Annotated in this window: 28 protein-coding genes and 1 tRNA gene; 20 read left to right on the top strand and 9 right to left on the bottom strand. The window is 70.7% G+C overall.

Annotated elements, in window-relative coordinates; genetic code table 11:
* Positions 1–13 precede the first annotated feature (13 nt).
* Together ACYVO7_RS20455 and mgtE are read right to left on the bottom strand one after the other, a co-directional pair.
* On the bottom strand, positions 14–910 hold the full coding sequence (locus tag ACYVO7_RS20455; protein ID WP_460451654.1) for a glycoside hydrolase family 25 protein: 897 nt from the start codon (positions 908–910) through the stop codon (positions 14–16).
* 94 nt (positions 911–1,004) lie between these two features.
* Complete coding sequence (gene mgtE / locus ACYVO7_RS20450) at positions 1,005–2,414, bottom strand: magnesium transporter (RefSeq protein ID WP_460451653.1); 1,410 nt, start codon at positions 2,412–2,414, stop codon at positions 1,005–1,007.
* Between the two features lie 157 nt (positions 2,415–2,571).
* Between mgtE and ACYVO7_RS20445 the strand changes: the two genes are divergently transcribed.
* Both ACYVO7_RS20445 and ACYVO7_RS20440 read left to right on the top strand, forming a co-directional pair.
* Positions 2,572–3,654, top strand: a complete 1,083-nt coding sequence (locus tag ACYVO7_RS20445) for an acyltransferase family protein (RefSeq protein WP_460451652.1) — start codon at positions 2,572–2,574, stop codon at positions 3,652–3,654.
* 48 nt (positions 3,655–3,702) lie between these two features.
* A complete protein-coding gene (locus tag ACYVO7_RS20440; RefSeq protein ID WP_460451651.1) occupies positions 3,703–4,566 on the top strand; it encodes a polysaccharide deacetylase family protein in 864 nt (287 codons plus the stop codon).
* Between the two features lie 74 nt (positions 4,567–4,640).
* Here ACYVO7_RS20440 and ACYVO7_RS20435 read toward each other — a convergent pair.
* Positions 4,641–4,727: transfer RNA gene (locus tag ACYVO7_RS20435), tRNA-Leu, on the bottom strand.
* 120 nt (positions 4,728–4,847) lie between these two features.
* Positions 4,848–5,102, bottom strand: coding sequence for a FliM/FliN family flagellar motor switch protein (locus tag ACYVO7_RS20430; protein ID WP_460451650.1), 255 nt, complete (start codon positions 5,100–5,102; stop codon positions 4,848–4,850).
* A gap of 164 nt (positions 5,103–5,266) precedes the next feature.
* On the opposite strand from ACYVO7_RS20430, the gene lipB reads away from it, so the two are divergent.
* From lipB to ACYVO7_RS20415, 3 genes are all read left to right on the top strand, one after another.
* Positions 5,267–5,980: a lipoyl(octanoyl) transferase LipB gene (gene lipB, locus ACYVO7_RS20425; RefSeq protein ID WP_460451649.1), complete on the top strand. Its 714-nt coding sequence runs from the start codon at positions 5,267–5,269 to the stop codon at positions 5,978–5,980.
* Between the two features lie 73 nt (positions 5,981–6,053).
* Positions 6,054–6,887, top strand: coding sequence for an aldo/keto reductase (locus ACYVO7_RS20420; RefSeq protein ID WP_460451648.1), 834 nt, complete (start codon positions 6,054–6,056; stop codon positions 6,885–6,887).
* A gap of 119 nt (positions 6,888–7,006) precedes the next feature.
* On the top strand, positions 7,007–7,714 hold the full coding sequence (locus ACYVO7_RS20415; RefSeq protein WP_460451647.1) for a ribonuclease activity regulator RraA: 708 nt from the start codon (positions 7,007–7,009) through the stop codon (positions 7,712–7,714).
* 12 nt (positions 7,715–7,726) lie between these two features.
* Here the strand turns inward: ACYVO7_RS20415 and ACYVO7_RS20410 are convergent, their stop codons facing one another.
* Positions 7,727–8,011 carry a DUF3253 domain-containing protein gene (locus ACYVO7_RS20410; RefSeq protein WP_460451646.1) on the bottom strand — a complete coding sequence of 95 codons (285 nt, stop codon included), beginning with the start codon at positions 8,009–8,011 and terminating at the stop codon, positions 7,727–7,729.
* A 45-nt stretch (positions 8,012–8,056) separates the two neighbouring features.
* Complete coding sequence (locus ACYVO7_RS20405) at positions 8,057–8,755, bottom strand: DUF599 domain-containing protein (protein ID WP_460451645.1); 699 nt, start codon at positions 8,753–8,755, stop codon at positions 8,057–8,059.
* Positions 8,756–8,946: 191 nt separating this feature from the next.
* Between ACYVO7_RS20405 and ACYVO7_RS20400 the strand changes: the two genes are divergently transcribed.
* From ACYVO7_RS20400 to ACYVO7_RS20360, 9 genes are all read left to right on the top strand, one after another.
* Complete coding sequence (locus tag ACYVO7_RS20400; protein WP_460451644.1) at positions 8,947–9,072, top strand: hypothetical protein; 126 nt, start codon at positions 8,947–8,949, stop codon at positions 9,070–9,072.
* 46 nt (positions 9,073–9,118) lie between these two features.
* Entirely contained in the window at positions 9,119–9,544 is a 426-nt protein-coding gene (locus tag ACYVO7_RS20395) for a rhodanese-like domain-containing protein (protein WP_460451643.1), read from the top strand.
* 235 nt (positions 9,545–9,779) lie between these two features.
* Positions 9,780–11,387, top strand: a complete 1,608-nt coding sequence (locus ACYVO7_RS20390; RefSeq protein ID WP_460451642.1) for a carboxyl transferase domain-containing protein — start codon at positions 9,780–9,782, stop codon at positions 11,385–11,387.
* Positions 11,384–12,004: a Uma2 family endonuclease gene (locus ACYVO7_RS20385; protein ID WP_460451641.1), complete on the top strand. Its 621-nt coding sequence runs from the start codon at positions 11,384–11,386 to the stop codon at positions 12,002–12,004. The genes ACYVO7_RS20390 and ACYVO7_RS20385 overlap by 4 nt, the downstream gene beginning before the upstream one ends.
* A 13-nt stretch (positions 12,005–12,017) precedes the next feature.
* Entirely contained in the window at positions 12,018–13,988 is a 1,971-nt protein-coding gene (locus ACYVO7_RS20380) for an acetyl/propionyl/methylcrotonyl-CoA carboxylase subunit alpha (RefSeq protein WP_460451640.1), read from the top strand.
* Positions 13,989–14,081: 93 nt separating this feature from the next.
* Positions 14,082–14,519, top strand: a complete 438-nt coding sequence (locus ACYVO7_RS20375) for a DUF1489 family protein (protein WP_460451639.1) — start codon at positions 14,082–14,084, stop codon at positions 14,517–14,519.
* 87 nt (positions 14,520–14,606) lie between these two features.
* The gene (locus ACYVO7_RS20370; protein ID WP_460451638.1) at positions 14,607–14,891 is read left to right on the top strand and encodes a hypothetical protein; all 285 of its coding nucleotides are present in this window, start codon (positions 14,607–14,609) and stop codon (positions 14,889–14,891) included.
* A gap of 88 nt (positions 14,892–14,979) precedes the next feature.
* Positions 14,980–15,708, top strand: coding sequence for a vWA domain-containing protein (locus ACYVO7_RS20365; RefSeq protein WP_460451637.1), 729 nt, complete (start codon positions 14,980–14,982; stop codon positions 15,706–15,708).
* A 7-nt stretch (positions 15,709–15,715) separates the two neighbouring features.
* The gene (locus ACYVO7_RS20360; RefSeq protein ID WP_460451636.1) at positions 15,716–16,432 is read left to right on the top strand and encodes a DnaJ domain-containing protein; all 717 of its coding nucleotides are present in this window, start codon (positions 15,716–15,718) and stop codon (positions 16,430–16,432) included.
* Positions 16,433–16,641: 209 nt separating this feature from the next.
* Here the strand turns inward: ACYVO7_RS20360 and ACYVO7_RS20355 are convergent, their stop codons facing one another.
* Entirely contained in the window at positions 16,642–18,399 is a 1,758-nt protein-coding gene (locus ACYVO7_RS20355) for a serine hydrolase (RefSeq protein WP_460451635.1), read from the bottom strand.
* Between the two features lie 358 nt (positions 18,400–18,757).
* Between ACYVO7_RS20355 and ACYVO7_RS20350 the strand changes: the two genes are divergently transcribed.
* The 6 genes from ACYVO7_RS20350 to ACYVO7_RS20325 all read left to right on the top strand — a co-directional run bounded on the left by ACYVO7_RS20350 (position 18,758) and on the right by ACYVO7_RS20325 (position 23,945).
* Positions 18,758–19,099, top strand: a complete 342-nt coding sequence (locus ACYVO7_RS20350) for a phasin family protein (RefSeq protein WP_460451634.1) — start codon at positions 18,758–18,760, stop codon at positions 19,097–19,099.
* A 332-nt stretch (positions 19,100–19,431) separates the two neighbouring features.
* Positions 19,432–19,875: an ATP-dependent Clp protease adapter ClpS gene (gene clpS / locus ACYVO7_RS20345; protein WP_406853852.1), complete on the top strand. Its 444-nt coding sequence runs from the start codon at positions 19,432–19,434 to the stop codon at positions 19,873–19,875.
* A gap of 14 nt (positions 19,876–19,889) precedes the next feature.
* The gene (gene clpA / locus ACYVO7_RS20340) at positions 19,890–22,394 is read left to right on the top strand and encodes an ATP-dependent Clp protease ATP-binding subunit ClpA (RefSeq protein WP_460451633.1); all 2,505 of its coding nucleotides are present in this window, start codon (positions 19,890–19,892) and stop codon (positions 22,392–22,394) included.
* A 255-nt stretch (positions 22,395–22,649) separates the two neighbouring features.
* Positions 22,650–22,838, top strand: a complete 189-nt coding sequence (locus tag ACYVO7_RS20335; protein ID WP_460451632.1) for a hypothetical protein — start codon at positions 22,650–22,652, stop codon at positions 22,836–22,838.
* 16 nt (positions 22,839–22,854) lie between these two features.
* Positions 22,855–23,589, top strand: coding sequence for an AzlC family ABC transporter permease (locus ACYVO7_RS20330; RefSeq protein ID WP_460451631.1), 735 nt, complete (start codon positions 22,855–22,857; stop codon positions 23,587–23,589).
* A complete protein-coding gene (locus ACYVO7_RS20325; RefSeq protein ID WP_460451630.1) occupies positions 23,586–23,945 on the top strand; it encodes an AzlD domain-containing protein in 360 nt (119 codons plus the stop codon). Before ACYVO7_RS20330 ends, ACYVO7_RS20325 begins: the two co-directional genes overlap by 4 nt.
* Before the next feature lie 3 nt (positions 23,946–23,948).
* Here the strand turns inward: ACYVO7_RS20325 and ACYVO7_RS20320 are convergent, their stop codons facing one another.
* A complete protein-coding gene (locus tag ACYVO7_RS20320) occupies positions 23,949–24,374 on the bottom strand; it encodes an HIT family protein (RefSeq protein ID WP_460451629.1) in 426 nt (141 codons plus the stop codon).
* A gap of 96 nt (positions 24,375–24,470) precedes the next feature.
* Positions 24,471–24,776 carry a hypothetical protein gene (locus ACYVO7_RS20315; protein ID WP_460451628.1) on the bottom strand — a complete coding sequence of 102 codons (306 nt, stop codon included), beginning with the start codon at positions 24,774–24,776 and terminating at the stop codon, positions 24,471–24,473.
* Positions 24,777–24,787: the final 11 nt, after the last annotated feature.

The raw sequence follows: 24,787 nt of genomic DNA, 5'->3' as shown, positions 1-24,787 counted from the left end.
GCGGGCCGCCGGCTCAGAACGGCAGGTAGCTGCGGACCGAGGCCGTGGCCTCGACCTCGGCGACCGCGGCCGGGGGCGTCAGCCCGGGGGAGGGCAGGCCGGGCGAGGGCGCGGCGGGCTCGTCGTCCTGCCGGCGCGAGCGGTCGAGGAAGGCCACCCACTGCCTCTCGGTGCCGTGGAAGGCGTTGCGGTCCACGTCCCCCTTGATGCCTGGCACCCGGCCGGTCGTGGTCCACTGCCACAGCGCGTAAGGCCGGCTGGAGTAGCGCTCGTGCGGCTCGGCCGCGACGCTGCGGATCCAGAACGGATACTCGTTCAGCTCGCCGCGCAGCACCTCCTCGTGGAAGGTGATGTCGGTGTAGATGATCGGCTTCTTGCCCGTGTGCCGCTCCAGCTCCGCCAGCATCACCCGGATCTTCTCCAGCGCGATCTCGCGCGGGATCTTCTTCGGGCAGGTCTGGGACGAGCCGTTCCACTCCACGTCGAGGACGGGGGGCAGCGAGTCCGGGTCGGTCGGGATGTGCTGAACGAACCACTTGGCCTGCTCCTGGGCGGAGCGGCACCAATAGACGAAGTGGTAGGCGCCCACCGGCACGCCGGCGGCCTTCGCGCCGGTCCAGTTGCGGTTGAAGGCCGGGTCGAGGTGGTCGCCGCCCTCCGTCGCCTTGACGAAGGCGAAGCGGGTGCCGGCGTCGCGCACCGAGTTCCAGTCGATCTCGCCCTGCCAGCGCGACACGTCGATGCCGTGGATCGGCAGCGTCTTGGCGCGCGCCACGCCGGCATGCGGCTTGGCGTCTCCCTTCCGGGGATAATAGTCGGGCGCCATGGTGCAGCCCGCCCCCGCGAGGGCGAAAGCAAGGCTGGCGGCGAGAAGGCCCTTGGCCTGGAGAACGCGGGTGAAGATACGCATCAAGGCTCGCCGCTTCGTGGACGGGAACGCGATACCCAGCAATTCGACCAAAGGTCTTAAGAAAGAGGAAATACGAAGCTGAAGCTGATTGCAATCACCCCAAACCGAACCAAAGCGTTGCTATGCCCAGGAAAGCGAAAAAGCCGACGACATCGGTGACGGTGGTGACGAAGACGCCGGAGGAGACGGCCGGGTCGGCGCCGAACTTCTCCAGCGTGAGCGGAATGAGGATGCCGCCGAGCGCGCCGGCCACGAGGTTGACCACCATGGCGACGCCGATCACCACGCCCAGATTCCAGTCCTGGAACCAGAGCGCGGCCGCCAGCCCGGTGAGGACGCCGAAGCCCGCGCCGTTGACGAGGCCCACGAAGGTCTCGCGCAGCGTCACCCGGAAGGCGTTGGCTGCGCCGAGCTCGCGCACCGCGAGCGCCCGCACGGCGACCGTCATGGTCTGGGTGGCGGCGTTGCCGCCCTGGCTCGCCACGATGGGGGCCAGCACGGCGAGCGCCACCATCTTCTGGAGCTGGCCCTCGAACAGCCCCAGCACGGCGGAGGCCAGGAAGGCCGTGATGAGGTTGACGAAGAGCCACACGAAGCGGCTGCGGGCGATGGTGGTGACGGTGTCGGAGAGTTCTTCCTCCGAGCTGACGCCGCCCAGCGCCTTCACGTCCTCGTCCGCCTCCTCCTGGATGACGTCGACGATGTCGTCGATGGTGACGACGCCGACCAGCCGCTCGGCCTCGTCCACCACCGGCGCGGAGACGAGGTTGTAGCGCTCGAAGAGCCGCGCCACCTGCTCCTGGTCGTCGGTGGCGTGGACGCGCCGGCGGTCGGTGCTCATCAGGGCGTCGACCCGCTCGCCGCGGGGGCTGCGCACCAGCTTGTCGAGGAAGATCTGCCCGAGCAGCCGGTGGCCGGGGTCGACCACGAAGACCTCGTAGAAGCTCTCGGGCAGGTCGGCGCTGGCGTGGAGGTGGTCGAGCGTCTGGCCCACGGTCCAGAAGGGCGGGGCCGCGACCAGCTCGGTCTGCATCAGGCGCCCGGCGGAATCCTCCGGATAGTCCAGGCTCTTCTGGAGGGCGACGCGTTCGGAGGCCGGCAGGCCCTCGAGAATCTCGTCCTGGTCCTGCTTGTCGAGGTCCTCGAGGATGTAGACCGCGTCGTCGGAATCGAGGTCCTTCATGCCCTCGATGACGGTCTGCGTCGGCAGCTCGTCGAGGATCTCCTCGCGCGTCGAATCGTCGACCTCGGTCAGCGCGGCGAAGTCGAACACGTCGCCGAGCAGGCCGATCAGCCGGGCGCGCAGCTCGCTCGGGAGCGCCTCCAGCAGGGCGCCCTGGTCGGCCTCGTGGAACGGCCTGACCAGTTCGCGCAGCTGCTCGGCGTCGCCAGCCTCGATCGCCTGGGCGACGGCGTCGACGAACGCCTGGCTGACGTCGCCGTCCTCGTTCCGGAAAGCGAGGATGCGATCGGCCGGCTTGGTCTGGTCGTCGAGATCCAGCATGCGACGGTCCGCGTTTTCGTGAGGTGGCCTGGCGCCTTGTAGCACTCGCGCCGGCGCGCGCAACGCGCCAGTCCGGGTCGCGGCCCTTCCGGTTTTCGGAACCTTAATCGAAGGGGCTCAGGATGGACCCGCTCAACCTCGCGGGGGCCCCTGCAGCGTGACCAGCCTTCCCAAGCATATGCCCGCGCTGGACGGCTTGCGAGGCGTGGCGATCCTGATGGTGATCCTGCACCACGCCGCGCAGGGCGCCTATGGAGCGCTGGCCATTCACCAGCCGGTCAGCCCGGAGGCCATGCCGTCGCTGCCTGCGTGGCTGGCGTCCATCGCCTCCACGGGCCAATACGGGGTCGAGCTGTTCTTCGTCGTCAGCGCCTTCACGCTGACATGCCGGATGAGCGACCATCCCGGCGGGCTGGGATGCTACGCCTTGCGTCGGCTGGCGCGGATCGCGCCCGGCTACTGGGCCGCCCTGCTGGGCTACACGGCTCTGGCCGGCCTCGGGCCGAGGCTGTCCGCCGAGGAGGGGCTGACCGTAGCGGACGTCGCGGTCGCGGCCGTCTTCGGCGGCGCGTGGCGGGGCGACGCGTCCGTCGCGGTGGTCCCGGGCGGCTGGTCCGTGGCGTGCGAGGTCGCCTTCTACATCGCCCTGCCGCTGCTCCTGGCGTTCATCGACGGGAAGCGTCTGCGCGGCGCGCTCCTCACCGTCCTGGCCATGCTCGTCGCCGAGGCGTTCCGCCGCCACGCCCTGCTCGCCGGGGCGTCGGAATTCGCGATCCACATCCACCCGGCGACCCAGGCTCCCGTGTTCCTTCTGGGCGTCACGGCCGCGCTGGCCGCCCGGCGCTTCGCGCCGCCCGCGGGGCAGGGCGCCATCCTCGCCCTGCTGGCCACGATCGTGCTCGCGCCGGCGCCGGAGCTGCTTTTCGCCGCCTGCGCGGCGGTGGTGACGGCGTGCGCGGCCGGCCATCCGCCCGCTCTCCTGGCCAGCCGGCCGATGCGGCGTCTCGGCGAGGTGAGCTACAGCATGTATCTGACGCATTTCGTCCTGCTGCTTCCGTGCCTCAGGCTCGCCGAAGTCGTGGCGCCCCATGCGGACGGGTGGACGCTTCTGGCGCACTATCCGCTGGTCGTGGGCTCTTCCTTCGTGGCGTCGCTGGCGACGCACCGGTGGATCGAGAAGCCCTTCATCGCCTGGGCGGCGCGGCTGACGCCGTCGCGCGCGGCGCTCGCGCCGGCCTGAATGTCGCCCTCCGTCCCTTGCGGCCCCAACCCCGGAGCATCGCCGCGCATGACACGCCTCCTCACCCGCCGCGCCGTTGCGGCCGGCCTGCTCGCCACGGCCGGGGCGGGTCCGGCCTGGGCTGGCGCCTGCGCGCCGGACCGGCTCGGGACGGCCCGCATCCTGCCGGTGGGGACGCGAGGCGGGCTCCAGGTCGGCCTCAAGACCTACCCGGCCGCGCTGCCGCTCGGCCCTCGCGAGGTCGTGCTGACCTTTGACGACGGCCCGGCCCCCGGGACCACGCCGCGCGTGCTCGACGCGCTCGCCTGCGAGGGCGTCCGGGCGACGTTCTTCCTGATTGGCCGGAACGCCGCCGCGCACCCGGCGCTGGTGCGGCGCATGCGCGACGAGGGGCATACGCTCGCCTGCCACACCTGGTCCCATCCCTGGACGATGCGCGACCTCGGCGAGGCGGCCCAGATCCAGCAGGTCGAACGCGGCTTCGCCGCCATCTCGGCCGCGCTGGGCGAGCCCGAGGCCAGGCCCGGCCAGGGCGGCGTCGCGCCCTTCCTGCGCTATCCGGGCTTCGCCGACACTCCCGCGACGAACGCCTGGGCGGCCGAGCGGGACATCGGCGTCTTCGGCTGCGACCTGTGGGCGTCGGACTGGGTCCGCATGGCGCCCGATTTCCAGCTCAGCCGCATGCTGGAGCGGCTGGCGCATGCCGGGCGCGGCATGATCCTGCTGCACGACATCCAGCCGCAGACCGCGGCCATGGTCCCGGCCTTCCTGCGGGCGCTCAAGAGCGAGGGCTACGCCGTGGTCCACATGGAGCGCGGCTCGGGCGCCGCCGTCACCGTTCCGGCCCGGCCCGGCTGGTCGAGCGAGACGGAGAAGATCATCGCCTCGATGCGCCGGCGCCGGGCGGTGTGACCGCCGAAAAACGAAACGGCGGCCCGGATCTTTCGATCCTGCCGCCGTTCGGAGCCCGGGGGCTCGAAAGAGAGTGGTGCGGTCGAGAGGACTCGAACCTCCACAACGGTTAAGTTACTAGCACCTCAAGCTAGCGCGTCTACCAATTCCGCCACGACCGCAACGTGTTCCGGGAAGAGGCCCCAAAAGGCCGCCCGACCGGAACGGCGCTCCGTGTAACAGATCGATTCCGGCTCGACAAGCGACCATTGTCCGGCGCGGGGGAAAACCCGGCGCGGGGCTCAGCCGCCGATTTTCTCGCTGGGAGGCCGGCGCAGCAGCTCCTTGACCTCGACCGTGATGGCGGCGCCGCTGACGATGACGTTTCCGCGCGCGATCGGCAGGTCGTTGGCGAGGATCTCGACCTCGTCGCCCTCGGCCGAATCGAGCGCGATCACCGCGCCGCGGCCCATGCGCAGCAGCTGGTGGATCGGCATCCTGGAGCGGCCCAGGACGATGGAGATGTCGACGCCAACGATGTCCAGACCAGATGCCACGAAGCACGCTCCACGAGAACTCAAGGTCGATGCAGGCAGCCGCCGGACCATTCCGGTGGAAGCGGCGGCGAAGGTTGTCTAAGGCTGGAGCAGCGGATCCGGGGACGGCCCCCGGCTCCGGTCCGTTCGCCGCCTCAGTGAGCGGCCAACAGGGTTAATGCGCGGTGAAGATCAGGGAAGAGCTGGCCGGACGGCTGTGGGCTGCCGAGGGATCGGAACCCGTCGAGTGGGTCACGAGCCCCGGCATCACGGACTATGAGGACGCCGTTCGCGTCATGGAGGCCCGCGCCGAGGCCATCGCGGAGGGGCGCGCGCCCGAATGCGTCTGGCTGGTCGAGCATCCGCCGCTCTACACGGCCGGAACCTCGGCGCGCGACGAGGACCTCGTGGACGCCCGCTTTCCCGTCCACCGCACCGGCCGGGGAGGGCAGTTCACCTATCACGGCCCGGGCCAGCGCGTAGCCTATGTGATGCTGGACCTGAAGCGCCGCAGGCCCGACGTGCGGGCCTTCGTGGCCGCCCTGGAGGCCTGGGTCATCGAGACGCTGGCCGCGTTCAACATCCGCGGCGAACGCCGGGAGGATCGCGTCGGCGTGTGGGTGAGGCGGCCCGAGAAGGGCCCCGGCGCCGAAGACAAGATCGCCGCGCTCGGCATCCGGGTGCGCCGCTGGGTGACGTTCCACGGCGTCAGCCTGAACGTGGAGCCGGACCTCGCGCATTTCGGCGGCATCGTGCCGTGCGGCGTCGTCGAGCCGCGCTACGGCGTGACGAGCCTCGTCGACCTCGGGCTCCCGGTGACCATGCAGGACGCCGACGCCGCGCTGCGCGCCGCCTTCGAGGACGTGTTCGGCCCGACCGTGACGTCCCTGGCCGGGTGAGCGCGCCAGGCCCGGGGGTGACAAAGGCCCGCCTCGCCCTAGGTTCTGGAACGACCCAGCAGGAGACTTCCTCATGTCCCAACAGATCATCGTGGACGCCAACGGCGCCCGCATTCCGGCGCTTGGCCTCGGCACGTTCCGGTCCGAGGGGCAGGCTTGCGTCGAAGCCGTGGCCACGGCCCTGAAGGTCGGCTACCGGCACATCGACACCGCCGCCATGTATGGCAACGAGGCGGAGGTGGGCGAGGGCCTTCGCGCCGGCGGCGTGGCGCGCGACGAGGTCTTCGTCACCACCAAGGTCTGGTGGAGCGAGATCGGGCCCGGCGCGCTGCAGCGCTCCGCCGAGGCCAGCCTCCGCAAGCTCGGGCTCGACGCGGTCGATCTCCTGCTGATCCACTGGCCGAACCCCGAGATCCCGCTCGCCGACTCGATCGGGGCGCTCTGCGACGCGAAGCGCCGCGGCCTGGCCCGCCACATCGGCGTGTCGAACTTCACGGTGGCGCTCCTGGACGAAGCCGTGCGGCTCTCCACCGAGCCGCTGGCGGCGCTGCAATGCGAGTATCACCCCACGCTCGGGCAGCACCGGCTGCTGGAAGCCGTCCGGCGCCACGGCATGGCGTTCACCTCCTATGCGCCGATCGGCAAGGGGGCCGACACGGAGGACAAGACCGTGCAGGAGATCGCGGTGGCGCATGGCAAGACCGGCGCGCAGACGGTGCTGCGCTGGCACGTCCAACAGGCGGGCGTCTGCGCCATCCCCAAGTCGTCCCATCCCGGCCGCATCGCCGAGAATTTCGACATCTGGGACTTCAGCCTCTCGCCGGACGAGATGGCGGCCATCTCCCGCCTCGCGCGGGCGGACGGGCGCATGATCAATCCGGCCTTCGCCCCGACCTGGGACGCGTGACGCGCGAAGCCGACGAGCGGCCGAGGCCTGGCCGGGCCGGGACCCAGCCCTGCCCGCCACGCCTTGCGCCGCCCGCCCTGCGGTGACACTCTCCGCGGCCTTTTCGCGGGACACCCGACATGAAGCTCGACGCTGACACGCTCGCCGCCTTCGAGACGATCTCGACGGCCACCATCACCACCGTCCTTCTCAAGAAGGGCCTGCGCCGGCTCTGGATGCGCGGCCCGGCGCCGCTGCCCACCGCCGAGGGCAAGCGCATCGCCGGACGCGCCTTCACGATGCGCTTCGTGCCCGCCCGCGAGGACCTCGCCACGCCCGAATCCTGGTCGTCGCCGCGCTCCACCCGCGCCGCCATCGAGGACATGCCGGAGGGCTGCATCGCCGTGGTCGACGCCATGGGCGTCACCGACGCCGGCATCTTCGGCGACATCCTCACCGCCCGCATGGCCAAGCGGGGCGTCGCGGCGCTGGTGACCGACGGCGTGATGCGCGACATCGCCGGCGTGCTCGGGACGGGGCTGCCCACCTGGTGCCGCGGCACCGCGGCGCCCGCCTCGGTGGCGGGCCTGACCTTCGTGGGCTGGCAGGAGCCGATCGCCTGCGGCGGCGTCGCCGTGTTCCCGGACGACGTGGTGGTGGCCGACGCCGACGGCGCGGTCTGCATCCCGGCCGCCTATCTGGAGACGGTGCTGAAGGAAGGCCCGGAGCAGGAGCGCCTGGAGGCCTGGATCATGACGGAGGTCGACCGCGGCCTGCCGCTGCCGGGGCTCTATCCCCCGAACGCCGAGACCAAGGCCCGCTACGAGGCCTGGAAGGCGAAGGGCTGAGGCCGTCGGGCCTCACTCCTCCCGGGGCGCGCCGAGGCGGTACACGCCCTTGAAGTCGTCCGGATCGACGGGCTTGCCCTTGCGGTAGATGACGATCTTGCCCTCATGGGCGAGGCGCACGGCGACGCGGCGGACGGGGACCATCAGCGGCCCCCAGCCGTCCGGGTGCGGGCCGCCCAGATGGCGCGCCACCTCGGACGGGCAGATCGTCTTCTCGGCGCCGCGCTGCCGGGCGAGGTCCAGGATGGCGGCTTCCAGCGCCTCGGGCGGCGCGGACACGGTGGATTTCGCGTTCATGCGTCGTGCGTGCGCCCGGCGGGGCCGTTCGTCAAGCCGCCAGGGTCAGACGCCCGTCGGGTCGTAGGCGTGGCTCACGGCCCTGAGGCCGTCCGAGCGGAACTGCCGCGCTCCCATCACGACCAGCACGGCCGTGGTGGACGCGATGAACACGACCGGCGACCAGAACCACCCCAGATAGCCGAGCGCGAAGAAGAAGGCGCGCTGGCCGCGGTTGAAGTGCCGCCCCGCCGCGGTGGTCATGCCCGCGGTGCGGTGCGCGTGCCGCACGGCGGCGGCCGTGTCCGCCTCCTCGTGGGGCGGCGTGGCGCCGAGAAGGATCGCCGCGTAGTTGAACAGGCGGTAGCTCCAGGCGAACTTGAAGAAGGCGTAGACGAAGATGACGGCCAGGCCGATCACCTTCAGCTCCCACAGCCCGCGCTGCGTCGCGATGCCGAGCGGCAGGTCCGCGAACACCCGCAGCACGTCGTCGGCGGCGCGCAGCAGCGTCAGCGACCCGCCGACGGCCAGCAGCGACGTCGAGGCGAAGAAGGCCGTCCCGTTCTGCAGGCTGGCCATGATCTGCGTGTCGATGATGCGCACCTCGCGCGCCAGCATCCGCTCCATCCACCGGGTGCGGAAGTCGTGCATGATCCCGTTCAGGCTGTGACGCCCCAGCCTGTCGCCCTCCACAACGATGGCGTAGCCGAACCACGAGACGACGAAGAAGGCGAGAGCGGCGATGTCGAGCGGGGCGAGGATCATGCGTGCACCTTGGGGCGGCCGCGGGGCGCGATGCAAGGGCCGGGCCCGGCTCGGACCAACTCCCTGGGCCGGACCTTCCAAAACAGGGCTTGAGGCAGGGTTGACGAAGCCTTAAGAGAGCGCCGCCGGTGAGGACCGGACGGGATCGCGGCCCTGCCGCAGGGTCCCGGGACGCCGCCCTGACATCGCCCATGATCTCTCACGCCCAGCCGCGCTCCTGCTGGAGCGTCGCCGCCGCGACGCTTTGCCTGTTCGCCGTCCTCGCGTTCCTCGCCTTTCTGCTCGGCGGGCTCGACAGGGCGACGCCGACCCGTTGACGGTCGGCCATCCGGCGCGACATCCTGACCCCTCATCGGAGGTTCCATGTCGCAGACCATCAGCAAGGGCTACAAGGCGCTGCTCGCCGAGGCGAACGCCATCGTGGACACGATCCCGGCCGCCGACGCGCTCGCCCTCGCGGGGCGCGACGACGTCGTCTTCGTCGATCTGCGGGACCCGCGCGAACTGGAGCGGGAAGGGCGCATGCCCGGAGCCTTCCACTGCCCGCGCGGCATGCTGGAGTTCTGGATCGACCCGGAGAGCCCCTATCACAAGCCGGTCTTCGCCGAGGACAAGCGCTTCGTGTTCTTCTGCGCGGGCGGCTGGCGCTCGGCGCTGTCGGCGCGCACGGCCCGCGAAATGGGACTGAAGCCCGTGGCCCATCTGGGCGGCGGCTTCGGGGCCTGGAAGGCCGCCGGCGGCCCCGTTGAGCCGCCGACGGCCGAGCCCAAGCCCTCGCGCCAGGGCTGACGCCGGAGCCGGTTCGGCGAGCCGAATCAGAGGCTTTTCGGGAACCGCTCGAGGTCTGAATCAGGGCCCGGCCGTCCGTGGCCGCCCCGGGCGGCAGGCCGCCGAAGGCGTCGTCGGGCAGGGCGGCGGCGCGGCCCGGAGCGCGTCGACGGCGAGCGCCGCCGCGATTGCGTTCGCGCCCGCTTCCGGCATGATCTGCGCGCCCGGACCTGGACCGGGCCTCAGGGGATCTTGCGTGGCCGTTCTGTCTTCCACCCTCGACCGTCGTTCGCCCGAGTTCGACGCCAACGCCGCCCAGTGGCGCCAGCTCGCCGACGAGCTCAGGAGCCGCCGCGCCGAAGCGGCCCTGGGCGGCCCGGCGCGGGCCCGCGAGCGCCACCTCGCCCGCGGCAAGCTGCTGCCGCGCGAGCGGGTGATGCGCCTCCTGGACCCGGGATCGCCGTTCCTGGAGATCGGCGCGCTGGCGGCCTTCGGCATGTATGACGACGCCATCCACGGGGCCGGCATGATCGCCGGGATCGGCCGGGTCGAGGGCCGCGAGGTCATGGTGGTGTGCAACGATTCCACCATCAAGGGCGGCACCTACTACCCGATGACGGTGAAGAAGCACCTGCGCGCCCAGGAGATCGCGCGCGAGAACCGGCTGCCCTGCGTCTACCTGGTCGATTCGGGGGGCGCGAACCTGCCGCACCAGACGGAGGTCTTCCCGGACCGGGAGCATTTCGGCCGCATCTTCTACAACCAGGCGACGCTGTCCTCGCTGGGCGTGCCGCAGATCGCGGTGGTGATGGGCTCGTGCACCGCGGGCGGCGCCTATGTGCCGGCGATGTCGGACGAGACCATCATCGTGCGCAAGCAGGGCACGATCTTCCTCGGCGGGCCGCCTTTGGTGAAGGCCGCCACCGGCGAGGAGGTCTCGGCCGAGGATCTGGGCGGGGCCGACGTGCACGCCCGCGTCTCGGGCGTCGCCGACCACTACGCCATGGACGACGCCCATGCGCTTGCGATGGCGCGCCGGATCGTCGCCAACCTGAACACCCGCAAGCCCGACGACCTGCCGATCGCCGAGCCGGAGGACCCGCGCTACGACACCGACGAGCTCGAGGGCCTGGTCCCGACGGACCTGAAGAAGCAGTACGACATCCGCGAGGTGATCGCCCGGCTGGTGGACGGCTCGCGCTTCGACGAGTTCAAGGCGCTCTACGGGACCACGCTGGTGACCGGCTTCGCGCGGATCTGGGGCATCCCGGTCGGCATCCTCGGCAACAACGGCATCCTGTTCTCCGAATCGGCCTTGAAGGGCGCCCATTTCATCGAGCTCTGCGCCCAGCGGCGCATCCCGCTCCTCTTCCTGCAGAACATCTCCGGCTTCATGGTCGGCCGCCAGTACGAGGCCGGCGGCATCGCCAAGGACGGGGCGAAGCTCGTCACCGCGGTGGCCTGCGCCAGGACGCCGAAGATCACCCTGCTGGTGGGCGGCTCCTTCGGGGCGGGCAATTACGGCATGTGCGGGCGCGCCTACGGCCCCCGCTTCCTCTTCTCGTGGCCGAACTCGCGCATCTCCGTCATGGGCGGCGAGCAGGCCGCCAGCGTGCTCGCCACCGTGCGGCGGGACAATATCGAGGCGGAGGGCCGCAAGTGGCCGGGGCGCGAGGAGGAGGCCTTCAAGGCCCCGATCCGGGCCCAGTACGAAACGGAGGGCAACCCCTATTACGCCACCGCGCGGCTTTGGGACGACGGGATCATTCTCCCGTCCGAAACCCGCCGCGTCCTCGGGCTGGCCTTTTCGGCCTGCCTCAACGCTCCCGTCGAGGAGACGCGCTTCGGCGTGTTCCGGATGTGACCTTCGAAACCAGCCTTTTTCAGGAAGGGATTGCTGCGATGAACCAGCCGGCGCAAGCTCACGCCATGATGACCGTGGCCGAATATCTCGCGTTCGCGGACGCCCGCCCGATGCAACGCTTCGAGCTGCTCGCGGGCGAGCCGGTCGCGATGGCGCCGGGGACGCTCCGGCATAGCCTGATCGCGGGCAACATCGATACTTCGTTACGCGGCCAAATCCGCGATCGTGGCTGTACGAGCTACCGCGACGCAGGCATCGCCCACAGCGACGACGCGGATTTTCTGCCGGAGCCGGACGTCATGGTCCGGTGCGGCCCTGTCGACGATCGTCGCCGGTGGGTACCCGATCCGGTGGTCGTCATCGAGGTTCTGTCACCTTCCACCATGGCGGACGACCGCGGTTACAAGCTGAAGGCCTACATGGCCTTCGCCAGTCTGCGTCATCTCGTCCTCGTGTATCAGGACGAGATGCGCATCGAGCACTGGTCTCGCCCGGACGACCTCGCCTGGAGCGAAGCGCCTCAGGTGCTGAACGCGCCCGACGACCGGCTGCTGCTTTCGGCCGTCGAGGCCGGCCTTTCATTGTCCGAAATCTACGCGGGCGTCACGCTCCGCTGATCTGCGAGCCCTCATGTTCTCCTCCGTCCTGATCGCCAACCGCGGCGAGATCGCCTGCCGCATCATCCGCACCGCCAGGCGGCTGGGGATGCGCACCATCGCGGTGCATTCGGAGGCCGACGCCGACGCGCTCTTCGTGCGCGACGCCGACGAGGCCTATGCGATCGGGCCGGCGCCGGCGCGCGAGAGCTACCTGGTGGGAAGCCGGATCCTCGAGGTCGCGCGCGACGCGGGGGCGGACTGCATCCATCCGGGCTATGGCTTCCTCTCCGAGAACGCCGAATTCGCGGAGGCCTGCGCCAAGGCCGGGGTGACGTTCGTCGGGCCGCCGCCGTCCGCCATCCGGGCGATGGGCCTGAAGGACGCCGCCAAGACGCTCGTCGAGCGGGCCCGCGTGCCGGTCGTGCCCGGCTATCACGGCCACAAGCAGGATCCCGCCTTCCTGCGGGAGAGGGCGGCCAATATCGGCTTTCCGGTGCTCATCAAGGCCGTGGCGGGCGGCGGCGGAAAGGGCATGCGCCGGGTCGACCGGCTGATCGACTTCGAGGAGGCGCTGCTCGGCGCGCAGCGCGAGGCCGCCAACGCCTTCGGCGACCCGCGCGTGCTGGTGGAGAAATATGTCCGCTCGCCCCGGCACGTGGAGATGCAGGTTTTCGCCGACCGGCACGGAAACGTGGTGCATCTCTTCGAGCGCGACTGCTCGCTGCAGCGCCGGCACCAGAAGGTCATCGAGGAGGCCCCGGCGCCGGGCATGTCGGCGGAGGTCCGCGCCGCGATGGGCCAGGCGGCCGTCGACGCCGCGCGGGCCGTCGGCTATGTGGGCGCCGGCACGGTCGAATTCATCGCGGACGGCTCGAACGGCCTCACGGCGGACAGCTTCTTCTTCATGGAGATGAACACGCGCCTGCAGGTTGAGCATCCGGTCACGGAGGCGATCACGGGCCTCGATCTGGTCGAGCTGCAGTTCCGCGTCGCCGCGGGCGAGCGCCTGCCCTTCACGCAGGACGATCTCGCCATCCAGGGCCACGCCGTGGAGGCGCGTCTCTACGCCGAGGACCCGGAGCGCGGCTTCCTGCCCTCGACGGGGCGGCTGTGGGCGCTGCGCTTCCCCGAGGAGAGCGACCGCCTGCGCATCGACACCGGCGTCGCGGAAGGCGACGAGGTGAGCCCGTTCTACGATCCCATGATCGCCAAGGTGATCGCCCATGGCGACACCCGCTCGCAGGCCCTGGACCGCCTCGCCGACGCGCTGGCGCGCACCGTCGTGGCCGGCCCGCGCTCCAACGTCGCCTTCCTGGAGGCGCTGTGCCGGGCGCCGGAGTTCCGGGCCGGCCGTTTCGACACGGGCTTCATCGACCGCAATCTCGAGGCGCTCGGCGCGACGGCCCGGCCGTTTCCGGCCGCCGCCGCCGCCGCCGGCGCGCTGGCGTTGGTGGGCCAGGCGGTCCGCCGCAGCATCGCGGCCGCCGCGGTCGCCAGCGGGGGCGCGCCGTCGCCCTGGGACGCGGCCGACGGGTTCCAGCTGTCCGGGGAGCGCCAGATCGGGCTGCCGCTCCTGATCGAGGGCGAACGCCTGGACGCGGTGCTCGGCTGGGACGCCGAGGGCCCCAGCGTGGAGCTTCCCGGCCACGCCGTGCCGCCGGGGTCGCATGAGCTCGACATCGTCGAGACCGAGGACGGCCTGATCGTGCTCGACCATGGCCGCCAGACCCATGTGCGCCTGTTCGACGCGCTCGACATGTCCTTCGACGAGGCCGACGCCGGCGGGGTCGTGAAAGCGCCGATGCACGGCAAGGTGGTGGCCCTCTTCGTGACCGAGGGCGAGACGGTGGAGAAGGGCCAGAGGCTCGCCATCGTGGAGGCCATGAAGATGGAGCACGCGCTCGTGGCGCCGCGGGCGGGCGTGGTGACCGAGATCGCCGTCGAGGCCGGCCAGCAGACGCCGGAGGGGGCCAGGCTCATCGTGATCGGCGACCCGGACTGACGGCCGCCGCCGGCCGGCCGCCGCGCCGGCCGTTGTCCACAGGCGCCGCGACGCCGCGTTGGCGGGAGGCGACGCCCGCGCTAGGAGTGGGGCATGGCCCTGCACATCCTGAAACTCTGCGTCGGCTGCGACTCGATCTCCGATCTGGAAGGCTGGATCGACGAGAACGCCGCGATGGCGCGGCGCCTCAAGCGGCCCTACGAGCAGGCGCACACGACCCGCATGGTTCCCAAGCGGGTCGACGAGATCGTCGACGGCGGGTCGCTGTTCTGGGTCATCAAGGGCCAGATCGCGTGCCGGCAGCCGATCCTGGAGATCCGGCCGTTCAAGGACGCGGACGGGATCGGGCGCTGCCACCTGGTGCTCGAGCCGGTGGTGACGCCGGTCGACCCGCGGCCGTGCCGGCCTTTCCAGGGCTGGCGCTACCTGGAGGCCAGGTCCGCTCCGCGCGACCTCGGCGACTTTGGCGTGGGCCTCGCCGCACTGCCCGAGACGCTGCGCCGCGAGCTCGCCGAACTGGGGCTGATCTGACCGGTGCGGTTCCCGAATCTCGCGCCATGTCACACATTCTCCGCAGTTCGGGCGCTCGGCTGTCTGCAGCGCATCGAGGGGCGATTCATGCGGATGTTGATTTTGGCGGTGGGAGCGGTCGGGGGCCTGATGTCCTCCGGATCCGCCGACGCCATGGACCGCGCCTGTGCGGTGACCGAGGTCGCCCCGGGAGTGAAGATGCGCTCCGGCGTCTGCTCCAACCTCTTCGAGACGCACCCGCAGCGCCGCGCCGAGCCGACGAGCGCCATCCCGTATATGAGCGGCCAGCCCACCGGCATGCGGTTCGGCGACACCGAGATCCGCGTCGGAGGATCGGCGCGCTTCGAGATGCAGCAACGCTCGAAACCCTGAGCGATCCGTCCCGTCACGGCGCGCCTGTTGCAAATCGCCGCCCAACCGCCACATTGACGCGGAACGGAGTGGGCATGAGCGGCCAGTCATGAGCGCGGACGACAGCAGCGGGATCGCCCCGAAGAGCGGGCGAGCGCTCGACGCCCGCACGGACCCCGCCGCCGTGGACGCCTTCCTGCAGGCCGCCAAGTCCCTGTCGCCGCGGCGCGACGGCAAACGGGGCCGGCTGGTGTTCGCGCTCGACGCCACCATGAGCCGGCAGCCCACCTGGGACCTCGCCTGCCGCCTGCAGGGCGAGATGTTCGCCCAGGCGGCGCAGGCCGGCGGGCTCGACGTCCAGCTCGTCTATTTCCGCGGCTTCTCCGAATGCCGCGCCTCGCGCTTCGTGGCCGATCCCCGCGCCCTCACCGGGCTGATGGAGCAGATCGGCTGCCGCGGCGGCCACACGCAGATCCAGAGGGTGCTCGACCATGTCCGGGGCGAGACCCGCGAGCGTGCGGTGCACGCCCTGGTCTATGTGGGCGACGCAATGGAGGAAAGGCTCGACGACCTGTGCGCCCTGGCGGGCGAGCTGGGGCTGTCGGGCGTCAAGGCGTTCATGTTCCACGAGGGGCGCGATCCGGCCGCCGAACGGGCCTTCCGCGAGATCGCGAGGCTCACCGGGGGCGCCTATGCGCGCTTCGACGCGTCGGCTCCGGCCGAACTCGCGGCTCTGCTCAGGGCGGCCGCCGCCTATGCGGCCGGGGGCCGGATCGCGCTCGAGGATCTGGCCCGGCGCGACGCGGGCGCCCAGCGCCTGCTGGGCCAGATGAGGTAGGAACACAGTGGCGCTGCTTGTCGGGGCTGCGGTCCTGTTCATCCTGTGGTGGGTCGGCAAGAATTATTCCGCCGCCAGCCCGAAGGCGCTCGCCAGGCTGGTGCGTCAGATCGGAGGCGTGGCCTCGCTGGCGCTCGCGGCCTTCCTGCTGTTCCGGGGGCGCCTGGACGTCGCCATCCCGGTCGGCGGCTTCGGGGCCTATCTGCTCGGCCTGCGCGGCTTCGCCTTGCCGGGCTGGGCCCAGCGGACGCAGGCGACGCCCGGCGCCCAGTCGCGCGTGCGCTCCGCTCTGCTGGAGATGACGCTGGACCACGACACAGGCGCGCTCGCCGGCCATGTGCTGGCCGGCCCTTTCGAGGGCCGCAGCCTCGACGAACTCGGCGAAGCCCAGCTCGCGGATCTCGCCGCGCTCTGCCTCAGCGCCGACCCGGAGGGCTCACGGCTTCTGGAGGCGTATCTGGACCGCAGGTTTCCCGGACGGCGCAAAGCAGCACAGGACGACGCGGATGCGGGGCCGCGCGTCGGCGGGGGCCGCGGCGCGGGCGCTCCGACCGAGCAGGAGGCCTACGAGATCCTTGGCCTTCAGCCGGGGGCGGGGGACGACGAAGTCCGCCGCGCGCACCGCGCGCTGATGAAGAAACTCCATCCCGACCAGGGGGGCTCGACGTATCTGGCCACCCGCGTGAACCAGGCCAAGGACATTCTGCTGAACCGGCATCGCTGATACTCCACGCGCGTTCCGGTGGTTACGTCCGTCTGTCGACAGGACCGGGTGAAACGCGCCCGGCCCCTTCGCCGCCTTGCGGCGGCGCCCTCTGTCCCTCGCGCCGCTTTGCGCGGCGTCTTCGGGCGGCGCTGACCGCCGCTCCGATCTGGTCCGGGTCGTGCCCGGCCGGTCTTGCGACCGACCGCATCCTGACTGGAAAAGGTGGCTCAGCCCTTAACGGCGAAGCACGAAAAGCCGCTGCGCTTGAGCTGCCTGCAGGCCGACTGGGCGTCGTCCTCGTCGAAGCCCGAGAAGCGGGCCCGGTAGAGCGTGGAGCCGTCCTTGTTGACCTTCTCGGTGAAGGGCGCGGCCTTGGCCATGAACCGGCCGCTCGCCTTGGCGCGGGCCAGGATGTCCTTGGCCTTGTCCTCCTCGTCGGTGGCGCCGAGCTGGATCACCCAGCCGGAGATCGTCAGGCGGGGGGCGGCCTTGGCGTCGGACTTCTCGACGCGGCTCTCCGGCCTGTCGGCCCTGGCCTCCGCCTTGGGCTCGGGCTTCGGTTCGGCCTTGGCTTCGCCGCGCGGGGCTTCGAGCCGGGCGGTCCGGGTCTCGGTCTCGGGACGCACGGTCGACGGGGCGCCCACGACCCAGCGCATGCCGCTGGACGGCGTAGCCGTCGAGGCGCCGAGCGCGGAGGCGACGACCGGCCGGGCGGCGGAGACGTCGACGGTCCGGTGAACGGGAGCGGCGGGGGAGGGCTGCATGGCGCCGGCGTCCTGGCCCGAGCGGGCCACGTCGGCCGGCGGGCGCAGCCCGGAGCGCGGCGACACGGTCGAGGTCGTCATCGGCACGGCGTCGTCCACCGAGGCGACCCGCACGCGCGGCGCCTCGCGGGCGGCGTTCCGGGCGGCCTCCTGACGGAGCGCTTCCTGCCGGGCGAGCTCCTGGCGGGTGAACTCGAGCTTGGCGGCTTCCCGCGCGGCGGTGAGCTCGGCCTCCTTGGCGGCCTCGCGGGCCGCGACGGCTTCCTTGCGGGCCGCTTCGAGCCGGGCCAACTCCTGCCGGGCCGCCTCCTGCCTGGAGTCCTGCCGGGCCGTCTCCTGCCGCGGCGGCTCCGCGGACGCGACCGCCGTCGATTCCCCGACCGGGGGAGCGGTGCGGGCGCCCGCATAGGCGCGCTCGAGAGTGTCGTCGAGAAGCGCGACCATCTGGCGGTCGCGCGAGGAGGCGGAGCGGCCGCCCAGCACCACGGCGACGACGTGCCGCCCCTCGGTGCGCACCGACGTCAGGAGGTTGAAGCCGGACGCCCGGGTGTAGCCGGTCTTGATGCCGTCCATCCCCTCGACGCGGCCGAGCAGATGGTTGTGGTTGCGATGCGACGCGCCCGCATAGGTGAAGGAGGGCGTCGAGAAATAGCGGTAGTAGCGGGGGAAGCGGTCCTGCAGCGACCGCGCCAGCGTGATCAGGTCGCGCGCCGTCGTCACCTGGCCGGGATTGGGCAGGCCCGAGGCGTTGCGGTAGGTCGTGCGGCTCATGCCGATCTGCCGCGCCTTGCGGGTCATCATGTCGGCGAAGGCGCTCTCGGACCCGCCGATGTTCTCCGCCACCGCGGCGGCGACGTCGTTGGCGGACTTCGTCACCAGCGCCTTGATGGCGTCCTCCACCTCGATGGTGGAGCCGGGCCGCAGGCCGAGCTTGGACGGCGCCTGGGCGGCGGCGTGCGCCGAGACCCGCAGCGGCGTCTCCAGGGTGAAGCGGCCCTTCTCGAGCTGCTCGAAGAGAAGATAGAGGGTCATCACCTTGGTGACCGAGGCGGGATGGCGCAGCGCATCCTCGTTCTCGGCGTGAAGGACCCGGCCGGTCTTGGCGTCCAGCGCCATGGCGGCGTAGGGGGGATTGTACCCCCCGCCATGGCCGTGATGCCTCCTGCGGGCTTCGGCCGGCGACGACGCGACGGCTGCGATGAGGGAGGCTGTCGCGACCACCGAGGCGAACGTTCCGAAACGCCCCGCGATAGAACCCAAACACGCACTCATACCACTCGTCCCCGTCTGTCCGGCCTGTTGACGCAGCCGGGGCCTGGGCCTGCGCGGCGGGCGAGGGGAGCCCACACTGTCGCATCCGCGGCACAGTCTTGGACGGTATCGAGTTGGGGTTACGCGGGAGTTAACCGCTCAACCGCCGATTGGCCCGAGCAGAGAATGGTGCGGTGCAACATTTTTGTTGACGTCGTTGTGCGCTGCATATAAAAGAGGCGCATCGGGTTCGCCGGTCCGGCGTTGAGTGATCAGGCCAGGAACCCTGTTTCAGGCGCCCGAGGGCGCAAACATTAAGGGGTGCACCATGGCTACGCAGTTCGAAGATTTCCAGAAGCTCGGCAAGGAGAACGTGGACGTGGCGATGAAGAGCCTCGGCACCGCCTCCAAGGGCGTGCAGGCGATCGCCGCCGAGACGGCCGACTACTCCAAGAAGGCTTTCGAAGGCGCCTCGGCCGTGGCCGAGAAGCTGGTCGGCGTCAAGACGCTCGACAAGGCTTTCGAGATCCAGAGCGACTACCTGAAGACCGCCTATGAGGGCTTCGTGGCTTACGCCTCCAAGGTCGGCGAGCTCTATTCCAGCCTCGCCAAGGACACGGTGAAGCCCTACGAGACCCTGTTCGCCAAGGCCACCGCCGCCGCGAAGTAATCCGTCTCCGTCTTTCGACGGCGACCGCAAAGGCCCGGGCGTTTCCCGGGCCTTTTTGCGTTCCCGGCGGCCCGGAAGCCCGCGCCCTCAGGCCCGCTTCCCCGCTTTCTCCAGGCCCAGGCTGTCCAAGCGCGCCGCGGCTCGCCGTGCGCCTGCGCGCCCTGCGTCACAGACGCCGCCGCGATCGCCTGAAGTACGGTCTGGCGAAGCGGGCCGGGTAACACTAGATTAACGGAACCGGCCGTGACGCTCTCCCGTTGGGCTGCGGTCGCCGCCCCCGGTCGTCCGGCCGGGGTCGAGCCGATCACCCGAATGGGACCGCCGTTTCCGCGATGGACCTCAAGCTGATCTTTCCCGACATGGTTCTCCGCCTCAAGCGTGCGCTCCTGCGCGGCAGGCACCTCGCATCCGGCCTGATCCGGACAGATCCCCTGCGTTCGGCGGAGCGCAGGCGGGGTCCGGGCAGACCGGGCGACGGCGGCTCGGGCACCGCCGTCATCACCCAAACCAAGACCAGGACCAAGCGCCCCAACCTGTATCGCGTGCTGCTCCTGAACGACGACTACACGCCGATGGAGTTCGTGGTCCACGTGCTCCAGCGGTTCTTCAACAAGGATGCGGACGAAGCCACCCGCATCATGCTCCATGTTCACCAGCACGGTGTCGGGGAGTGCGGCGTTTTCACGTACGAAGTCGCGGAGACCAAGGTCACGCTCGTGATGGACTTCGCGCGAAAGCACCAGCATCCTCTGCAATGCGTGATGGAAAAGAAGTGAAAGGCTGAGGCCCGATGCCGTCCTTCTCTCGCAATCTCGAACAAGCTCTTCACCGGGCCCTCGCGCTCGCCAACGAGCGCCATCACGAATACGCCACCCTGGAGCACCTGCTCCTGGCGCTCGTGGACGACCAGGACGCTGCGGCCGTGATGCGCGCCTGCAACGTCGACATCGACGCGCTGCGGCGGAACCTGACCGAATATGTCGACGCCGAGCTCGGCAACCTGATCACCGACGGCAGCGACGACTCCAAGCCGACCGCCGGGTTCCAGCGCGTCATCCAGCGCGCCGTCATCCATGTGCAGTCCTCCGGCCGCGAGGAGGTCACCGGCGCCAACGTGCTGGTCGCCATCTTCGCCGAGCGCGAGAGCCACGCCGCGTATTTCCTGCAGGAGCAGGACATGACGCGCTACGACGCCGTGAACTACATCTCCCATGGCATCGCCAAGCGCGCGGGCATGTCGGAAACCCGTTCGCCGCGCGGCGCCGAGGAGGAGCAGACGGAACGGTCCAGCGGAGGCGAGGAGGGCGGCGCCGGCCCGAAGAAGAAGGGCGAGGCCCTCGAGGCCTATTGCGTCAACCTCAACAAGCGGGCCCGCGAGGGCCGCATCGATCCGCTGATCGGGCGCGAGCCCGAGGTGCAGCGCACCATCCAGGTGCTCTGCCGGCGACAGAAGAACAACCCGCTCCTGGTGGGCGATCCCGGCGTCGGCAAGACCGCCATCGCCGAGGGCCTGGCGCGCAAGATCGCCACCGGCGAGGTGCCCGAGGTGCTGGCCGACGCGACCGTGTTCGCGCTGGACATGGGCACGCTGCTCGCCGGCACGCGCTATCGCGGCGACTTCGAGGAACGCCTCAAGCAGGTGATGAAGGAGATCGAGAACCACCCCAAGGCGATCATGTTCATCGATGAGATCCACACGGTGATCGGCGCCGGGGCGACTTCCGGCGGCGCGATGGACGCCTCCAACCTGCTCAAGCCCGCGCTGGCGCAGGGCACCCTGCGCTGCATCGGCTCGACCACCTACAAGGAGTACCGGCAGTACTTCGAGAAGGACCGCGCCCTGGTGCGCCGCTTCCAGAAGATCGACGTCAACGAGCCGTCGGTGCCGGACGCCATCGAGATCCTCAAGGGCCTCAAGCCCTATTTCGAGGAGTTCCACCATATCCGCTACACCAACGACGCCATCAAGGCGGCGGTGGAGCTGTCGGCCCGCTACATCCACGACCGCAAGCTGCCGGACAAGGCGATCGACGTGATCGACGAGACCGGCGCGTCGCAGATGCTGCTGCCGGAGGGCAAGCGCAAGAAGCAGATCGGCATCAAGGAGATCGAGGCCGCCATCGCCACCATGGCGCGGATCCCGCCCAAGACCGTGTCGAAGGACGACGCCGAGGTGCTGAAGGCCCTCGACGAGACCCTCAAGCGCGTCGTCTACGGCCAGGACGCCGCCATCACGGCGCTGTCCTCGGCGATCAAGCTCAGCCGCGCCGGCCTGCGGGATCCGGAAAAGCCGATCGGCAACTATCTCTTCGCCGGCCCCACGGGCGTCGGCAAGACCGAGGTGGCGCGCCAGCTCGCCGCCAGCCTCGGGGTGGAGATCGTGCGCTTCGACATGTCGGAATACATGGAGCGGCACACGATCAGCCGCCTCATCGGCGCGCCCCCCGGCTATGTCGGGTTCGACCAGGGCGGCCTGTTGACCGACGGCATCGACCAGCACCCGCACTGCGTGCTGCTGCTGGACGAGATCGAGAAGGCCCATCCGGACCTGTTCAACATCCTCCTGCAGATCATGGACCACGGGAAGCTGACCGATCACAACGGCAAACAGGTCGACTTCCGCAACGTCATCCTGATCATGACGACGAACGCCGGCGCGGCCGAGCTGGCCAAGCCCGTCTTCGGCTTCACCCAGTCCAAGCGCGACAGCGGCGACAACGAGGCCATCACCCGCCTCTTCGCGCCGGAGTTCCGCAACCGCCTCGACGCGATCATCTCCTTCGGCCAGCTGCCCAAGGAGGTCGTCTCGAAGGTCGTGGACAAGTTCGTGATGCAGTTGGAGGCGCAGCTCGCCGACCGCAACGTCACGATCGAGCTCACCGACGGGGCGCGCGAGTGGCTGGTCGAGCACGGCTATGACGAGACGATGGGCGCCAGGCCGATGGCGCGCCTGATCCAGTCCACCATCAAGACCCCGCTCGCCGACGAGGTGCTCTTCGGGCGCCTGAAGAACGGCGGCGCGGTCAAGGTCGTGGTCGAGGAGAAGGAGGGCAAGAAGGCGCTCGGCCTGGAGTTCCCGGCCGGCCCGGTCACGCCCAAGCCCGAAAAGGACGTCGAGGAGGCCACCAAGACCCGCGAGAAGCGCGCCACCCGCAAGTCCGCGGCCTCGCCCCGCAAGGTCTCCCGACCGAAGAAGGACCCGGGCGGCCCCGCGCCGGCCGGCCCGGCCGCCGGGGGCGGCGGCGACGGCAAGCCGGTCCGCACCGTCCCCAAGGTGCCGCTGGTCCGCAGCTGACGCGGCTCCCCGCGCTTCGACATCGCCGACCCGGATCATGCGCCGCATGGTCCGGGTCGTTTCGCATCCGCCCGGTCTTTCCGCGCGGCCCAGCCGGGCGTCCAGAGCCGGCCAGTCCCGACGGGGGAACGCGCTTCGGCGGTTTCGGCCGCGGCCGTGTTGCGCTAGAACGGACCGAGAGGGACGGGCGGGGCGGAAGCGCTCCGCCCATCCTCATGTTCGGGGCCGGATGCGGCCGGCGTCGGGAGGGGACAAGTGGCCTCGTGGTTCGAAAAGCGGCGGCAACGCCGGCGCAAACGGGAGCGGCTGGAGGAGTTGATCGCCTGGATCTTGGTGCCCGCGATGGCGTTCGGCCTCTATTGGGGCTGGCTGCAGGTCCGCGACCAGGTCAAGGCGACGCCCCTGATGGGCATCCTGACCGGCAAGGACAAGGGCGGCCCGTGAGCGGCGGCGCGGTCCCGTGGAGCTGACGCCCGCGCAGGAGCCCTCCGGGGACGCCCGCTGGTTCCTCAAGGGCGTGCGCGACGCCCTGGCGCTGCCGGCCTGGGTGGTGGCGTTGTCGCTGGTCGGCGTCGGCGGGCTGGCCCAGTCCGTCGGCCACCCCGTCGGCGCCGCCATGGCGTCGACGCTGCTGATCTGGGCGAGCCCGGCGCAGGTGATCTTCTATGGCGGGGTCGCGGCCGGGATGACCCCCTTCGCCATCGCGGCGGCGATCGGCTTTTCGTCGGTGCGGTTCTTTCCGATGACGGTGGCGATCCTGCCGCTGCTGCGCCGCCCCGGCCAGCGGCTCTCCACCCAGATCGCGTCCGCGCATTTCGTCGCCGTCACGGTGTGGACGGAGTGCCTGAGGCGGCTGCCCCACCTGCCGACGGCGGCCCGCGCGCCCTATTATTTCGGCTTCGCCGCCGCCTGCATCCTGCTCAGCACGGTCTCGACGGGCGTCGGCTACTTCCTGGTGGCGTCGCTGCCGCCGGCGCTGGCCGCCGCGATCCTGTTCGTCAGCCCGATCTATTTCACCATCTCGATCAGCGCCGGCGCCCGCGTTCCGGCCGACTGGATCGCGATCGGGCTCGGCTTCGCGCTCGAGCCGCCGATCCGCGCCGTGCTGGGCGACGGCTTCGACCTGCTGGGCGTCGGGCTCATCGGCGGCACGGCCGCCTTCTGGGTCGGGCGGGGACTGGAGCGGCGCCGGTGAGCTTCGACCTCGCCGTCGTGCACGGCCCCCTCTGGCCCTATGTGCTGATCGTGATCTGCGGGATGGCGCCGACCGAGATCTGGCGCACGCTGGGCGTCTTCGCCTCGCGGGGGCTGTCCGACGGATCGGTGTTCCTGGTCTGGGTCCGGGCGGTCGCGACGGCCCTGCTGGCCGCCGTCGTCGCCAAGCTGCTGCTCACCCCCAGCGGCGCGCTGGCCCTCGCGCCCTGGTGGGGCAGGGTCGGCGGCGTGCTGGCCGGCTTCGTCGCGTTCTTCGCCTTCCGCCGCTCCTTCTTCGCCGGCGTCATCGTCGGCGAAGCCGTGCTCATCGCGGCGGCCTATGCGGCGATGCCCTGAGGCTCACTCCGCCAGCGCGGCGCGGATCCGGTCCGCATGGGCCTTCAGGGCCTCCGGCTTCTCCATCTGGCCCGTATGGGGGCGCAGCGGCGCGCCGTCCCATCGCGGCAGGACGTGAACGTGGATGTGGAACACGACCTGCCCGCCGGCGCTCTCGTTGAACTGCTGGATCGTCAGGCCGTCCGCCGCCATGCCGGCCTTCACCGCCCGGGCGATCTTCTGGACGGTGACCATCAGGCGCGACAGGTCCTCGGTGCGGATGTCCAGGATGGTGCGGGCCGGCGTCTTGGGGATCACCAGCACGTGCCCGTCGGCGCGCGGCATGATGTCCATGAAGGCGAAGGTCGCCTCGTCCTCGTAGACCTTCTCGCAGGGCAGTTCGCCCCTGAGGATCCTGGCGAAGACGTTCTGGTCGTCATAGGTCGTCATCGGTCCGCCCCGTCGCGCGCCCAGCCGGCGCCCCCCGGATGTCGCGCGCGCGGCGCACGCCGTCAAGCCGCCCCGGCCATCGCCGGCGGGCCGGCCTCAGTCGTCGAAGAAGCGGTCGAAGGTCGGGTCGAAGCACACATAGAGCAGGCAGGCGGGCTGGTCGCGCGTGGGCACGAACTGGCGCTTCACCGCCTGGCCGGGCAGGCAGGCGCTGGCGTCCCTGACATAGCGGTCATAGGTGTAGCCGCCCGTGCCGAGCACGATCCCGCCATTGGCGGCGACGATGCTGCGCGTCTGCGCGCAGGTCATGGCGGGGGTCTGCGGACGGCCCTGCGCCATCGCCGGGACCTGGGCGGCGACGGCCGCGCCGGCCGCCGTCAGGACGAATAGACTGCGCCACATCGCCAGACTCT

This window comes from Alsobacter sp. SYSU BS001988, assembly GCF_054796215.1.
This window is presented reverse-complemented; position numbering and strand designations above follow the sequence as displayed.

What these genes read in the sequence shown, in the direction of transcription:
- ACYVO7_RS20375 (WP_460451639.1), top strand. Translation starts at nt 14,082, where the DNA reads ATGGCCCTGCACATCCTGAAACTCTGCGTCGGCTGCGACTCGATCTCC.
- ACYVO7_RS20410 (WP_460451646.1), bottom strand. Translation starts at nt 8,011, where the DNA reads ATGAACGCGAAATCCACCGTGTCCGCGCCGCCCGAGGCGCTGGAAGCC.
- mgtE (WP_460451653.1), bottom strand. Translation starts at nt 2,414, where the DNA reads ATGCTGGATCTCGACGACCAGACCAAGCCGGCCGATCGCATCCTCGCT.
- clpA (WP_460451633.1), top strand. Translation starts at nt 19,890, where the DNA reads ATGCCGTCCTTCTCTCGCAATCTCGAACAAGCTCTTCACCGGGCCCTC.
- ACYVO7_RS20350 (WP_460451634.1), top strand. Translation starts at nt 18,758, where the DNA reads ATGGCTACGCAGTTCGAAGATTTCCAGAAGCTCGGCAAGGAGAACGTG.
- ACYVO7_RS20440 (WP_460451651.1), top strand. Translation starts at nt 3,703, where the DNA reads ATGACACGCCTCCTCACCCGCCGCGCCGTTGCGGCCGGCCTGCTCGCC.
- ACYVO7_RS20395 (WP_460451643.1), top strand. Translation starts at nt 9,119, where the DNA reads ATGTCGCAGACCATCAGCAAGGGCTACAAGGCGCTGCTCGCCGAGGCG.
- ACYVO7_RS20315 (WP_460451628.1), bottom strand. Translation starts at nt 24,776, where the DNA reads ATGTGGCGCAGTCTATTCGTCCTGACGGCGGCCGGCGCGGCCGTCGCC.
- ACYVO7_RS20365 (WP_460451637.1), top strand. Translation starts at nt 14,980, where the DNA reads ATGAGCGCGGACGACAGCAGCGGGATCGCCCCGAAGAGCGGGCGAGCG.
- ACYVO7_RS20420 (WP_460451648.1), top strand. Translation starts at nt 6,054, where the DNA reads ATGTCCCAACAGATCATCGTGGACGCCAACGGCGCCCGCATTCCGGCG.
- ACYVO7_RS20415 (WP_460451647.1), top strand. Translation starts at nt 7,007, where the DNA reads ATGAAGCTCGACGCTGACACGCTCGCCGCCTTCGAGACGATCTCGACG.
- ACYVO7_RS20380 (WP_460451640.1), top strand. Translation starts at nt 12,018, where the DNA reads ATGTTCTCCTCCGTCCTGATCGCCAACCGCGGCGAGATCGCCTGCCGC.
- ACYVO7_RS20320 (WP_460451629.1), bottom strand. Translation starts at nt 24,374, where the DNA reads ATGACGACCTATGACGACCAGAACGTCTTCGCCAGGATCCTCAGGGGC.
- ACYVO7_RS20455 (WP_460451654.1), bottom strand. Translation starts at nt 910, where the DNA reads ATGCGTATCTTCACCCGCGTTCTCCAGGCCAAGGGCCTTCTCGCCGCC.
- ACYVO7_RS20370 (WP_460451638.1), top strand. Translation starts at nt 14,607, where the DNA reads ATGCGGATGTTGATTTTGGCGGTGGGAGCGGTCGGGGGCCTGATGTCC.
- ACYVO7_RS20405 (WP_460451645.1), bottom strand. Translation starts at nt 8,755, where the DNA reads ATGATCCTCGCCCCGCTCGACATCGCCGCTCTCGCCTTCTTCGTCGTC.
- clpS (WP_406853852.1), top strand. Translation starts at nt 19,432, where the DNA reads ATGGACCTCAAGCTGATCTTTCCCGACATGGTTCTCCGCCTCAAGCGT.
- ACYVO7_RS20400 (WP_460451644.1), top strand. Translation starts at nt 8,947, where the DNA reads ATGATCTCTCACGCCCAGCCGCGCTCCTGCTGGAGCGTCGCCGCCGCG.